The following is a 14,676-nucleotide window of genomic DNA, read 5'->3' as shown; positions in this document are numbered from 1 at the left end:
AACGTTCTTTGTGACCGAGGAGGCTAAGGTGCTGCCCCCGGAAAGGGAGTGTTTTTCCGTAGCGCTGAATTAACCACTCATCTTAAATAGAATGCGAGGAAGTTACGATATAGTTAATGCGGACTTTATATAAAATTAGTAATAAACAACAATCTTTTAGAAAATAGCCTTGTACCAATAACCATATAGAATTTTAAAGTATAAACACTTCTGATAAATATCATTTTTATAAAATTAAAATTCCATCAGGGAGGGATCTTATCCTCCACTGATGGTATTTCTAAAGGCCCTTGAACAAATCAGATATTCACTGACAGTTATCTTATTCATAAAGTTATTACCCGTTCATTAAGGATTAGGCAACAGCCAGCTGTTGCCTAATCCTCTTATTTGAAGACTATTCTCCCCTTGCTGTATTTGCTTTCTCGATTGCTGCGTTAAGTTGTTCAACAGCTGTCGTATAGGCTTCATCTACATCGCCACCGTTATATACTGTTTCAAGAGCTGTTTCTGTAATTCTACGACCTTCAGGTATCATATCCATGATTGCACCTTGTGTAGCAATAGAGGATTTAGTTGACTGTAATTGTTCTACAGTTACTTTTAATTGTGGCATTTCTTTATATGCGTCTTGAACAATCTGCTCATCGTATGCTGCAGGATTAATTGCAAAGTAACCAGTTCCTACATGCCATTCCGCTTGTACTTCAGGTGTTTGTAAATATTTCATAAATTCCCATGCAGCTTTTTGTTGTGCATCTTCTGCACCATTCATCATCCATAGGCTTGCTCCACCAATAACCACACCTTCACGTTCCGTTGTTTCAGGATAAGGGATAAACGCTACACCAACTTCAAATGGAGCATTATCAATAACATCTCTTGCAGTTGACGATGATTGAATAAACATAGATACATCTTCAGCTAAAAATCCAGAAATCATGTTGTCACCGTTCGTTCCATAATTTGCAAACGTTTCGTCATCAATCATTTGCTTCACCCAGTTAAATATTGATTTACCTTGTTCATCCGTAAAACCAACCTCAGTTGGCGTGTCGCCACGTCCGTTATCGTTATTCATTAATTGTGCACCTTGGTTAGCTAATAACTGTTCAAATAACCAACCATATGCTTGTAGTGCAAAACCTTTCATTTCAGGATTTGCTTCGACGATCGCTTTGCTAGCTTCTTCAATTTCTTCGTATGTTGCAGGAGGCGCCTCTGGATCTAGACCAGCTGCTTCAAATGCATCCTTGTTATAGTACATAACCGGTGTCGAAGAATTAAAAGGCATAGAATAGAACTGATCATCAATCTTATAATAGTTAACAATATTTTCTTCTAAACCACTCATGTCATACCCATCTTCATCAATCAATGTTTGGATTGGTTCTATATGTCCGCTGTTAATCATCGACATTGTCCCAATTTCAAACACCTGCATCATCGTTGGTGCACTGTCCGTACCAGCAACACTGTGAAACTTTGTTAGAGCTTCGTCATACGTACCTTGGTACTCAGCATTTACTTGAATGGCATCTTGAGAATCATTATAATTCTCAACGATTTCATCTAAAGCTTCCTGCGCTGCTCCACCCATAGAGTGCCAAAATGATACTGTTGTCGGCTCTTCGCTAGCTTTTTCTTCTGTTTCACTTTCTTCATTTGTGGATGGCTCTTCACTTTTATTTTCTTCCCCAGATTTTTCTTCATTTGTTGCATCAGCTGAGCTACATGCTGAAATAACGATTGCAAATACAAGCATGAATAAAACGAATAATATTTTTTTCAATTTCGAAACACTCCCTATTGGTTGTTGTTCATCTCGTTAACGAGATGTAGAAATTTTTCAGTTGAACATGAAAAGCTGTCAGTAAATATCCTGATTTGTGCGAAGGCCTTTAGTACTTCCGCTATTTTAATGCACCCTCTGCTAATCCCTTTTGCAACTTATTTTGACCTAAAAATAATAGAATTAATGTTGGGAGTACCACAATGATTGCCCCGGCCATAATCACTCCCCATTCATTTAATTGCTCTTGTGATTGTAGTTGCCTCAAACCAATTTGAACCGTTCGAACACTATCATTTGTCGTCGCAAGTAATGGCCATAGGTACATATTCCATGAAGTTAAGAAACCGTATACGCCTAGGGTTACTAAACTAGTTTTTGCGACAGGTAAAACCACAGTTAAATAGAATCGAAAATCACCAATGCCTGCAATTTCGCTAGCTTCTTTAAGTTCCTTTGGTATTTGCTTGAAATTTTGTCTTAATAAAAAAGTACCAAATGCCATCGCGAAGAAAGGAATCGACAATCCTGTATAGCTATCAATCCAGCCCATATCCCGAATTGTTTGGAAGTTCGGAATAATGGATGCCTCGAATGGAACCATCATCGTTGCAATAAAAATAAAGAACAATGCATCTCTACCTTTAAAATTCAAGAATACAAAGGCATAGGCTGCAAGACTCGCTAAAACTAATTGCCCAAGCATAATGACAACCGATACTACAAAACTATTAATTAAATAGTTGAAAAGAGGGGAGCGATCGAATACCTGTACATAATTATCTAACGTTAATGAAGTCGGTATTATTTTCCCCGTCAAAATATCTTGGCTCGGCATAAAGCTCATTAAAAATGCGATAATTGCAGGTGCAAAAATGAGTATTGCCGATATAGAAAGCAATAGATAAAAAATAACCTTTTGGTGAAGTGGCATCGTCATTGATAATGAACCTTCCTTTCCCCAAGTTTGAATTGCACAATGGTGATTACTAAGATAATCAGGAATAATATAATCGCTTGCGCACTGGCTGTACCATATTGATAATTCATAAACGCTTCCTGATAAATCGAATAGACAATTAAATTGGTTTCATTTTGAGGGCCACCTCTTGTTAACATGTCAATTTGCCCAAACGTTTGGAAAGCATTAATTAACGTAACCGTCACAACAAAAAACAACGTTGGTGACAGCATTGGAATGGTAATCCTACGTAATTTATAAAAATAACCAGCTCCGTCAATGTCTGCACTTTCATATAAGTAAGAATCAATCGACTGGAGACCACCTAACAAAATTAAAAAAGTAAAACCAATGTTCATCCAAACAGTTGATATCGATACAGATAAAAGTGCCCACTTAGGATCAGTTAACCAACCAATTCCGTCAAGACCAACAACCTGAAGCAATTGATTTAACCACCCCATTGTTGGGTGAAATAAAAACATCCAAAATACAGACGCAGCTGCAACTGAAATACCCATTGTTGAAGAAAACATCGTACGGAAAATACCTATTCCTCTGAGCTTTTCATTCGCTATTACTGCTAGAAACAAACTAATTAATATAGCACCCGGAACAGTGTAAAGTACAAATAGAATGGTAGATTGTAAGCTTTGCTGAAATATTGGTGATGAAAAGATATTCGTAAAGTTATCTAATCCAACAAATACGGTTGGAACACCACTATTGTCTGTTAAGAAAAAACTTAAATAGATTGTTCGGACCATTGGGTAAAAAAGAAAAACACTAAATAACACAATAGACGGCAGGAGAAATAATATCCCTTTAAAAAAACTACCCATACGTTGTCTCTTTTTCACCTTTTCGAAATCGACTGTAGCTAATGATTCTCTATGAATGGTCATTTCATTCATATCGCAACAACCTCTTGTTCATTTATAATGGAAGCTGGTTTCATTAACTGGCCCGATTCTGTGTCAAAGAAGCTAATATTTTTCGTTGATATATGTACAGGTACTTTATCACCAACGTCGACGCGCCATTGACCTAGCCATTTTGCGGTCCATAACTCCTTACCAATCTCAAACGTAAGTAGTGTTTCATTGCCTAATTGTTCCACATTTATCACTTCTAGCTCGTGTGTTGTATTTTCACTTGTTCCTTGAAAAATATGCTCAGCTCTAATTCCTACAGTAAGACCATTGTTCTTAGTTAAAGTTGCGACATCAGCTGGATCCACTGGAATCTTAAGTACACCTTCAATTACAAGTTTTTGATCAATAATTGCCGCATTGCCCATATTCATTTTTGGTGATCCGATAAAGGATGCTACAAACAAATTAGCTGGCTCATTATACAAAGTAATAGGCTCGCCTACTTGCTGAATCTTTCCGTTGTCGAGTACCATGATGCGATCCCCCATAGTCATCGCTTCCACTTGGTCATGCGTTACATAGACCATGGTTAGCCCTAGCCGTTTTTGCAGGCGACGGATTTCAATTCTCATATGCGCGCGAAGTTTTGCATCCAAATTGGAAAGCGGTTCGTCCATTAAACATAAAGGTGATTCACTAACAACAGACCTTGCTAAGGCTACACGTTGTCTTTGACCACCGGAAAGCTGCTTTGGTTTACGTTTTAAATAGTTACGTAAGCCCATCATTTCTGCAGTTTCTTTTAGTCTTTTCTGCTGTTCTTTTTTATTCACTTTTTTTGCGTTTAAACCAAATAGAATATTTTGTTCGACGGTTAAGTGTGGGTATAAAGCATAATTTTGAAATACCATCGAAAGATTTCGATCTTTTGGAGGCAGATGGTTAACAACTTTATCATTAATTTTCAGTGTGCCATCTGTAATATCTTCAAGCCCCGCAATCATCCGAAGTAACGTACTTTTTCCAGAACCAGATGGTCCAACAAGTACAAAGAATTCTCCTTCTTCAATTGATAAGTTAATTTCATCTAAAACATACTGTTGCTTTTCGTAAGCTTTTGAAACATCCATCAACTCTACTTGTTTCACCTAAATTTACCTCCCTTGTAGAACTACGTACATTTAATCATAATTTCCATAGAAAAAAATCACTTTTACCATAAACTTACAAACACTTCATAGAAAGCTAATAAAATTTAAATATATTTAACAAAATTATCAAAGTATTTTCTCTGACAACCTTTAGAATCCTCCCATTAACCAAAGCATTAACAGCCGTTTTCTATAAACCATATTTTCTTTTAAATTTACAAAAAAAGATGTCTAAAAACCCGAAGATAACTCACTATCTTTCGCATTTAAGACATCTTAATAAATTTCTTATTCTATTTGTTTTAGAACCTTTTAAAGACTACACGATTTCGTCCATCTTCTTTAGCAATATATAGAGCCTCATCTGCTCTTTGAAGAAATGACTGCACATTATCTTCTCTTTTCAGTTCTGCTACTCCTAAACTAACCGATATATTTATATCCCCTTGCATAGTAGAAAATGTGTGTTCAGATACTTTCTTTCTTATTGTTTCTGCAACTTGTTCTGCTCCTTGTCCATTTGTTTTCGCTAAAAGCAGGACAAATTCCTCTCCTCCAAAACGAGCTATGCTATGATAGGAAGTTATTGTATCAGCCATGATAGTTGCCAATCCTCGAAGCACTTCATCGGCAGCGAAATGACCATATCGATCGTTAATTTTTTTGAAATAATCAATATCGAATAAGATAACTGCCATTGGCTCTTTACTCATTTGCACTACTTCATATTCTTCTTGTACTAACTTATAAAAATAACGACGATTATACATACCAGTCAACTCATCCGTAACTGCCATTTTTTCCATCTTAAAGTACATCATCGCATTATCCATTGCAACAATAGCTTGGCTTATATAGCTAAGTACTAAATCCACTTCATTTTGCTCAAATTCAAACCCTTCTCTTTCCAACAATACGATACCTATCAAATTTCCACGCAAGCGAAGTGGCGTGACCAACATAAAATTATCTTGATTATCACACTCTAACAAGATTGATTGGCCTCCTCGTTCTAAGCGCTCTGAGTAAGAACATAAATCTGCATCGCTAATTTCAGGTAAACTATCGTCAACATCCATCCATGTCTGCATTACCAATCTATCATTTTCATACATCCACAGACTTGCACGGTCGTATTTAACAAATTCCTTTAGATGCTCTAATACAAAACGCTGTACTTTGTGTACATCTAATGTCGAACTTAGTGTGTACATAGCATCTCTTAGTAATTCCGATACTCGACTTCGTTCCTGTTCAGATACATATTCCATCTGAATTTGGGTAGCTTTTTCTTGTGCATGCATCAGTTCTTTAATTTTCATAAGCATTTGGTTTAATGTATTACCTAATAGCCTGAATTCATCATTTGATTTGATGTTCACCCTGACATTTAAATTACCAGCACCTGCATTATTCATAATGGTCGTAATATTGTGTAGGGGGCTTGTAACCCACCGCCTAAGAATTGTAGCCAATAAAATAAGTGAAGTCGCAAAAAATAAAACTGCCTGTAGAATCGAGTAATAGATAAGTTTCTTTGTCTTATCTGCAATATAATCATTTGAAACAGAAATAATAATAGCACCTTGAACCGTATTCATTTCATTTACAACAGGTACGACCGCGGAATTATAATCTTTCCCGTCAACACTAATCTCCATTTGAGACTCATGATTACTTCGCAAAGCTTGCTCGTATTCCTCTTCGTTCCATTCAGTAATCGTAGGTTTTTCCTCATCACCATGAAATAGCATATTTCCGTTCCTATCAAATACAAAAGCATAAGAGACCTCAGGATTTTTTCTAACCACATCTCGACAAATCTCATCAAATTTAAATATGTCCTCCATATTTATTCCTAAAGATAAGATACGTTCTAATTGTTGTTTGATTCCACCACCAATATAAAACATTTCTTTCTCTATGGCCTTCCCATATTCTTGATTAAAAAACAACCCACTAACAAGATTATTTGTGCCAATCGTTATTAATAAAATCGTAATCAGAACCAATAAAATCTTATTGTTTAACTTATTCATTAGATACCATCCAGCCATACTCAGTGATAACCTCTGAACTTAACAAAGACTTGCTCTTAATTTTTAATCCTAGGTCATCTGCACGAGCCTTGTTTATTAGTGGTTCCCCAGTCATTGAGGGAAGAATCGGTAAACTACCTGGGCTTTTTCCTTCTACTAAGATTTGTCTTGCCAAAAGTCCTGCTGCATGACCTTGTTCATAACCAGAAACACTCACTGCTGACAACGTACCGAACGTAACACGGTCTTTCCAAAAACTGAAATCAGGAAGGTTACTGTTTTCAGCAGTCCATTTCAATACATCTCGATAATGAACATTAACACCATTCTCATCTTTAAACGTAAAAATTCCTATTAATGCAATTGCATCTACTTCTGTTTGTAATTCCTTGATGCGACTTTTATATACGTCGAACGAACCGATATAATCCCAAGAATGAAGGGTAACTGATTCGACTTCCGAGATAGACTCTTTCATTCTTTGTTCCGTTGGTTGCCAAATTGGATCGTCATCAAATATAACAGCAATATCTTGTACATCTGGAACGATTTCTTTTAATAAATTAATATTCTGGATAAAGTGTTCATGTTCTAGGACTCCAGTTACATTTTCCGCACCATCAAAACCGTATTCTTTTGGTTCTCTATTTACAGCACTAAATACGATTGGCAAAGAGGTCCCGACATAATGGCGTGCAACATATTCTTGTGCATCCTCATCTCCAGTAAATAATAAATCTGGTTCCCATGAATCAATCAGTTCCATCGCTTCTTGAGCTTTCTTCTGTTTCTGTTCGTCCGTGCTAAAATTTTTCGTATCCATTTCGAATACCTTGTATTCTATATTTTCATTTTCCATTGCATCCTTAAATCCTTGTAATTGTGTTTCTGTCCATTCCCAAGGCGTATGATAACTCATTACATGTAAAATTTTATACGTTTCTTTGCTTTCTTGTTCAATCTCCGTTTGTACTGGCATTTCTGAGTCATTATTCTTCATTGACTCCGTACTTCCTTGACATCCAGTAACACTAATTAAAAAAATATATGCAATTAAAAAAAATACTAAATAAAATCTCAAATACTTTCTCATTACGTATTCCCTCCACTCACATAATCCACATAAACGATATCGCACATATATTTTGGATAAAAATGGAAAATAAGTGCATTACTCCATGCGACCGATCTCACTCTAGGGAAAAATGCTTTGGGCAACCCAGCTACCATAGAATTATCCTTAGGTTCATAGTTTTCCGACCAGACTTTCAACAATTTTTCTATTTTCACGCATGAATTTTTTCACTTAAACAATTTCGCTATGTGATGGCTTTATCCCTGCCTTGAAACCACCAAAAAAAGATGCCTGGAACAATCATGGTTAACACATGATTGTTTCCTGACATCTTTTTAAGTATTTCTATTTAAACTATTCCTTTCTCAAGGAGTCTAACATACCCCAAGTAGGCCTTTCTAAATTAAGGCAATTGTGTTGACCCCATCAAATAACGGTCGCACTCTCTTGCAGCTTCTCTACCTTCGTTAATTGCCCAAACAATTAAACTTTGACCTCTACGCATGTCCCCAGCAGCAAATACACCGTCAACACTCGTCTTGTACTGACCATAGTCTGCTTTCACATTTGTTCTTGGGTCAGTCTTTACACCAATTTCTTTAATAAGACTTTGTTCCGGACCCGTAAAACCAATCGCCAATAAAACAAGCTGAGCAGGCCATATTTTTTCTGTTCCTGGTATTTCTTTTTTAATTCTATTCCCATCTTCATCAACATATTGCTCCACTTCTATCGTGTGAACCTCTTTTACGTGACCATTCCCATCTCCTACGAACTTTTTCGTTACAACTGTATACGCACGAGGATCCGATCCGAGTACAGCTTCAGCTTCTTTATGTCCGTATTCCACGCGATGAATCACCGGCCATTCAGGCCATGGGTTGTTATCTTCTCGCACGGAAGGCTTTTTCTCATTGTAGTCAAATTGAGTCAAGCTTTTGCAATTGTGGCGAATGCTGGTTGCCAAACAATCTGTCCCAGTATCGCCCCCACCAATAACAATAACATCTTTATCCTTGGCTGAAATATAATTTCCATCTTCCAAATTAGAATCCAAGAGACTTTTCGTGTTGGCATGAAGAAAGTCCATTGCAAAATGAACACCTTTTAGCTCTCTCCCTTCAACAGGTAAGTCTCGGTGATTAGTAGCTCCTCCACAAAGGATAACCGAATCAAAATCATCTTGGAGTTCATCCACCGGGTAATCCTTACCTATCTCTACATTCGTCCGAAAAGTGATTCCTTCTTTTTCGAGTATATCAACACGACGTTCAACCACATCATAAGATAGTTTCATTTCCGGAATTCCATAAGTTAATAGACCACCAATTCGATCATCTCGTTCAAACACGGTAACGTTATGACCAGCTTTATTGAGTTGTGCAGCAGCAGCCAAACCAGCAGGCCCAGAACCAACAACCGCAACAAGCTTTTCTGTTCGGATTGTTGGTGGTTCTGGCTGAACCCAGCCTTCATCAAAGCCTTTTTCGATAATTGACCTTTCAATCGATCGAATCGCAACAGGAGGCTCGTTAATGCCAAGTACACATGCTCCCTCACATGGAGCTGGACAAGCAATCCCTGTAAACTCCGGAAAGTTATTCATTTTAAGTTCACGTTCCAATGCTTGCTTCCATTGTCCCTGATAAACAAGGTCATTCCACTCAGGAATAAGGTGGTACACCGGACAACCCGAAGTTTGACCGTTTATATCCGTTCCGGTATGGCACGTTGGCACGCCGCAATCCATACAACGCGCTCCTTGCACTTTCGCCTCTTCGTCAGACATTGGAACTTTATAATCGTTCCAATCTTTTGATCTTTCTAAAGGTTCACGCTCGGGCGTTGACTGTCGTTTATATTCCTTAAAACCAGTTATCTTTCCCATCGTTTCCCTCCATTACTTTATTGTTTCAACAATTTCATTTCCTTGTTCAAATGCTTTCATTGCCGCCTCATCTTTCGTTAATCCATCTGCTTCTAGTAAAAGAATTCTTTCTCTCATTTCTAGATAATCATTTGGTATAACTCGGACGAATTTTGGTAAAACAGAATTCCAATTTTCAACGATTCGTTGCCCATTGGTACTTTGTGTATAGTCCACATGTTTTTCTATCATGTCGTAAAGTTCTTTTGCCTCTTTTTCGTCGGTAATGGAATCGAGTTGAACCAATTCCTGGTTACACTTTTCCCGAAAAGAACCAGCCTCATCAAGTACATAAGCGATACCTCCGGACATTCCAGCTGCAAAGTTTTTCCCAGCTGCACCTAGGACAACAACACGCCCTCCAGTCATGTATTCACAACCATGATCACCAACGCCTTCGACAACCACTTTTGCACCACTATTCCGAACACAGAAACGTTCACCTGCAAGGCCATAAATATAGGCTTCGCCACCGGTAGCACCATAAAAAGCAACATTACCTATAATCGTATTTTCATGCGGTGTGAACGAAGACTTACGCGATGGTCTGGCAATAATTTTACCACCTGACAACCCTTTTCCAACGTAATCGTTGGCATCTCCAACAAGATAGATCGTTAGTCCACGCGGAATAAACGCACCAAAACTTTGCCCTGCTGAACCTCTGAATTTCAAACGAATCGTATCTTCTGGTAAACCTTCGATTCCGTACTTTTTGGTGATTTCGCTTCCTAGCATCGTACTCGCTGCTCGATTAATATTCCTGATTCCTAGAGATGCTTTTATCGGTTGTTTACTTTCAAGCGCATCTTTACATAATGGAATTAACTCCTGCTGATCAAGTGTTTTATCTAATCCATGAACTTGCTCGACAGTTTGATGACGTGCAACACTTTTCGGCACATCCGGTTGATAGAGCAAGGCAGATAAATCAACACCTTTTGCTTTCCAATGGTCAATCGCTTCTTTTTTCTCCAATACGTCTGTTCGACCAATCATTTCATCAATCGTACGGAAGCCTAATTGTGCCATCAATTCACGGACTTCCTTGGCAATAAACCGCATGAAATTAACGACATGCTCCGGTTTACCTGCAAATTTCTTTCTTAGTTCTGGGTCTTGGGTAGCGATACCGACTGGACACGTATTTAAATGACAGACACGCATCATAATGCAACCTACAACAGCCAGTGGTGCGGTCGCAAAACCATATTCCTCTGCACCAAGCAAGGCAGCAATAACTACATCTCGACCAGTCATCATTTTCCCATCCGTTTCTACTACAATCCGGTCACGCAATTTATTCATTAGTAACGTTTGATGGGTTTCAGCTAGTCCTATTTCCCAAGGCATTCCTGTATGTTGAATACTCGTGCGTGGCGCAGCACCTGTTCCACCGTCATACCCACTAATTAGAACAAGATCTGCTCGTCCTTTTGCTACCCCAGCAGCTATCGTTCCAACACCAACTGCAGAAACAAGCTTAACGCTTATCCGTGCTTTGGGATTAGCAATCTTTAAGTTGTAAATTAGTTCTGCCAAGTCTTCTATCGAGTAAATATCATGATGTGGAGGTGGTGAAATCAATCCGACTCCCGGAGTTGAATTTCTTACCTCAGCAATCCACGGATAAACTTTCTTACCTGGAAGGTGGCCGCCTTCTCCTGGCTTTGCCCCTTGTGCAACTTTAATTTGAATCTCATCCGCATTTACTAAATAGTGACTAGAAACACCAAAGCGCCCTGAGGCTACTTGTTTGATAGAGCTCCGCCTTAAGTCGCCAAATTCATCCGGTGTAAAGCGATTAGGATGTTCCCCGCCCTCACCTGAATTACTCTTTCCACCAATTCTGTTCATGGCAATCGCTAGTGCTTCGTGTGCTTCACTACTAATCGAACCATAAGACATGGCCCCTGTTTTAAAACGCTTGAATATATTTTCGATTGATTCGACTTCTTCGATTGGTATTGATTTTCTCTTTTTGAAACCTAACAATCCGCGTAATGATTGTAAGTTTTTGTCCATGTCATCAATCATACTGGAATACTGTTTAAATAACTTATAGCTATTTAAACGACAAGATGATTGAAGCAAATGAATCGTGTGTGGATTATACTGATGGTCTTCACCATTTTGGCGCCACTGGAAGTCATCACCAGATTCCAAGCCTTTTTCGCCGCCACGGTCCCTTCTATAGCCGCTTTTATGTCGCATCACTACTTCTTCTGCAATGGTGCTTAAGCCAATTCCACCTAATCGAGAAGCAGTTCTTGTGAAGTATCTTTCAATAACATCGGGTTGAATACCAACTGCTTCAAAAATTTGAGCACCTCGATAACTCTGAATGGTTGATATCCCCATTTTTGATAGAACTTTTATGACACCATTTGTAGCTGATTTAATATAAGTCCCCACTACTTCGGCTAATGTCACACCACGAAGATCTTCCATTTCAATTAAACCTTCTAACGTTCTAAACGCCAAATATGGATTTATCCCTTCCGCTCCATACCCTAAAAGAGTAGCGAAATGGTGAACTTGTCTCGCCTCTCCTGTTTCTACTAAGATACTGACTTTCGTACGAATCCCTTGGCGAATTAAATGATGGTGTAAACCCGAAACAGCAAGTAAAGCTGGGATAGCTGCTTGTTTTCCATTAATTCCACGATCAGATAAAATTAGTAGGGTAGTACCCTCATCAATCGCTTCATCTGCTTTCGCGAAGAGCTCGTCTAGTACTTTGTCGAGATCCTGTTGTTCTTTTTTTACATCAAATAGGAGCGATATTGTTTTAGACTGAAAAGCTTCCAATTCATTTTGACGTAATTGTTCTAACTCTGTATTTGTAAGTATCGGTGTTTTTAAACGAATATGCCTACAGCTCTTTGGTTGCGGTTCTACTAGATTACCTTCTTTTCCAATGGTTGTTTCCACAGCCGTAACAATCTCTTCACGAATTGCATCAATTGGCGGATTCGTCACCTGGGCAAACAACTGTTTAAAATAGTTATATAGTAGTTGTGGCCGGTTTGATAGGACGGCTAGTGGTGAATCATATCCCATGGAACCAATTGGGTCTTTTTTATCTGTAACCATCGGTTTTAAAATTTTATTTAACTCTTCGGTTGTGTAACCAAAAGCAATTTGCTGCTCAACTAATTCATCCTTACTAATCGGCTGACTAGTATGCTTTGGAACTTTTAGATCCTCTAAATTAAGCTTGTAATCGGATAACCATTCTTGGTAAGGCTTTTCAGTCGCCACTTGATTTTTAATTTCTTCATCTGGAATAATCGTCCCTTTTTTCAAATCAACAAGTAGCATTTTACCTGGTTGTAACCTATCTTTATACTGGACATCCTCTGGTAAAATATCTAAAGCGCCAACTTCCGATCCTAAAACAATCATACCGTCTTTCGTTACATAATATCGTGCAGGTCTTAATCCATTTCGGTCCAAACAAGCTCCTATTTTTCTGCCATCTGTATAGATGATAGCCGCTGGACCGTCCCATGGTTCCATTAACGTACTATGATAATCATAAAAAGCTCTTTTTTCTTTATCCATTCTCTCGTCATTTACCCACGGCTCTGGAATCATCATCATTGCAGAATGAGCAAGCGAACGACCGGACAAATGTAAAAATTCAAAACAGTTATCAAACATCGTTGAATCACTGCCATCTGTATCAATGACTGGTAGAATCTTGTTGATGTCTTCTTCTGGAAAAAATGCTGATTTGCAAAGAGACTCTCTTGCTCTCATCCAATTTACATTACCTCTTATCGTGTTAAACTCCCCGTTATGTGCAATATAACGATTAGGTTGTGCCCGTTCCCAACTAGGAAATGTGTTTGTACTAAAACGTGAATGCACAATAGCAAGTGCCGACTTAAAGTCACGGTTATTAAGATCAATGTAAAAAGAGTCTAATTGTTCCGGTATTAGCATGCCTTTATAAATGATGGTTGACGTTGACAAGCTACAAATAAACGTGTTTTGGTCTTGTTCCGTTTCATGTAAACCTTGCAACTTTTTTTCAGCTTGCTTACGAATGACATAAAGCTTTCTTTCGAATTCTTCTTGGTCTTTGATTTGTTTTCCTGGAGAAACGAACAGTTGCCTAATAAACGGTTTCTTTTTCTTAGCAAGATCTCCAACATATGCATCATTTACCGGTACTGTCCTCCAACCGAGGAACTGGTGACCATCTGCTTCAATCAAGCTTTGTATTTCCTGTTCACTCTTCCTTCTAATTCCTGGATCTTGAGGGAGAAAAACCATACCCACGCCATATTCCCCTTCAGGCGGAAGGTCAATATCTAAATCCTCACACTTGTCTTGGAAAAAGGCATGTGGAATTTGTGTTAAAATCCCAGCACCATCTCCAGTACTAATATCAGCTGATTGTCCACCTCTATGTTCTAAGTTACAAAGGATTGTAACGGCATGCTGAACAATATTGTGAGATTTAGTACCATCAATGTTGGCAATCATCCCAATACCACATGCATCATGTTCATTTTCCGGGTGATATAATCCCTGAGGAGTAGGATATCCGTAATATTTCATAAAAACATCCCTTCTTATTGCATAATAGAATTTCTTTATAAGACTATCTTCTGATGTTTTTGGCTTTACTACCTAGTAGTTTTTACATTTTTTACATACTTCATGCAATAAAATTAGATTTTTCCAATCATTTAACTTTTGAATCCCCCTTTCAAAATGAGATCCTGTGTTAATTATACGAATAATTAGAATTATTTGAAAGTAATTGCGGTTATGACGAAATGTTTGAGATAATAATTGATAAGTTCGAAATCATAAATAAAACCTTTTAAAGACTATTATGA

At 38.0% G+C, this 14,676-nt stretch carries 8 protein-coding genes; all 8 read right to left on the bottom strand.

What is annotated here, in order from left to right; translation table 11 throughout:
* Positions 1 to 397: 397 nt before the first annotated feature.
* Positions 398 to 1,792 carry an ABC transporter substrate-binding protein gene (locus QQS35_RS09115; RefSeq protein ID WP_285931690.1) on the bottom strand — a complete coding sequence of 465 codons (1,395 nt, stop codon included), beginning with the start codon at positions 1,790 to 1,792 and terminating at the stop codon, positions 398 to 400.
* 121 nt (positions 1,793 to 1,913) lie between these two features.
* A complete protein-coding gene (locus tag QQS35_RS09110) occupies positions 1,914 to 2,732 on the bottom strand; it encodes a carbohydrate ABC transporter permease (protein ID WP_285931689.1) in 819 nt (272 codons plus the stop codon).
* Positions 2,729 to 3,667 (bottom strand): carbohydrate ABC transporter permease, encoded by a 939-nt coding sequence (locus tag QQS35_RS09105; protein ID WP_285931688.1) that lies wholly within the window; start codon positions 3,665 to 3,667, stop codon positions 2,729 to 2,731. Before QQS35_RS09105 ends, QQS35_RS09110 begins: the two co-directional genes overlap by 4 nt.
* Positions 3,664 to 4,776 (bottom strand): ABC transporter ATP-binding protein, encoded by a 1,113-nt coding sequence (locus QQS35_RS09100; RefSeq protein ID WP_285931687.1) that lies wholly within the window; start codon positions 4,774 to 4,776, stop codon positions 3,664 to 3,666. Before QQS35_RS09100 ends, QQS35_RS09105 begins: the two co-directional genes overlap by 4 nt.
* Before the next feature lie 305 nt (positions 4,777 to 5,081).
* A complete protein-coding gene (locus QQS35_RS09095) occupies positions 5,082 to 6,818 on the bottom strand; it encodes a diguanylate cyclase (protein WP_285931686.1) in 1,737 nt (578 codons plus the stop codon).
* Positions 6,811 to 7,911 (bottom strand): ABC transporter substrate-binding protein, encoded by a 1,101-nt coding sequence (locus QQS35_RS09090; RefSeq protein ID WP_285931685.1) that lies wholly within the window; start codon positions 7,909 to 7,911, stop codon positions 6,811 to 6,813. The genes QQS35_RS09095 and QQS35_RS09090 overlap by 8 nt, the downstream gene beginning before the upstream one ends.
* A gap of 385 nt (positions 7,912 to 8,296) precedes the next feature.
* A complete protein-coding gene (locus QQS35_RS09085) occupies positions 8,297 to 9,781 on the bottom strand; it encodes a glutamate synthase subunit beta (protein ID WP_285931683.1) in 1,485 nt (494 codons plus the stop codon).
* A 12-nt stretch (positions 9,782 to 9,793) separates the two neighbouring features.
* The gene (gltB, locus tag QQS35_RS09080) at positions 9,794 to 14,392 is read right to left on the bottom strand and encodes a glutamate synthase large subunit (RefSeq protein WP_285931682.1); all 4,599 of its coding nucleotides are present in this window, start codon (positions 14,390 to 14,392) and stop codon (positions 9,794 to 9,796) included.
* Between the last annotated feature and the right edge of the window lie 284 nt (positions 14,393 to 14,676).

Source organism: Aquibacillus rhizosphaerae, from assembly GCF_030282825.1.
GTDB lineage: Bacteria > Bacillota > Bacilli > Bacillales > Amphibacillaceae > Aquibacillus_C > Aquibacillus_C rhizosphaerae.
Note: the sequence above shows the minus strand (reverse complement) of the source record. Positions and strands in the feature narration are given on the sequence as shown.

Bases quoted from the DNA above. Each gene is read 5' to 3' on its own strand.
- QQS35_RS09095 (WP_285931686.1), bottom strand. From the start codon at position 6,818: ATGAATAAGTTAAACAATAAGATTTTATTGGTTCTGATTACGATTTTA.
- QQS35_RS09105 (WP_285931688.1), bottom strand. From the start codon at position 3,667: ATGAATGAAATGACCATTCATAGAGAATCATTAGCTACAGTCGATTTC.
- QQS35_RS09090 (WP_285931685.1), bottom strand. From the start codon at position 7,911: ATGAGAAAGTATTTGAGATTTTATTTAGTATTTTTTTTAATTGCATAT.
- QQS35_RS09110 (WP_285931689.1), bottom strand. From the start codon at position 2,732: ATGACGATGCCACTTCACCAAAAGGTTATTTTTTATCTATTGCTTTCT.
- gltB (WP_285931682.1), bottom strand. From the start codon at position 14,392: ATGAAATATTACGGATATCCTACTCCTCAGGGATTATATCACCCGGAA.
- QQS35_RS09085 (WP_285931683.1), bottom strand. From the start codon at position 9,781: ATGGGAAAGATAACTGGTTTTAAGGAATATAAACGACAGTCAACGCCC.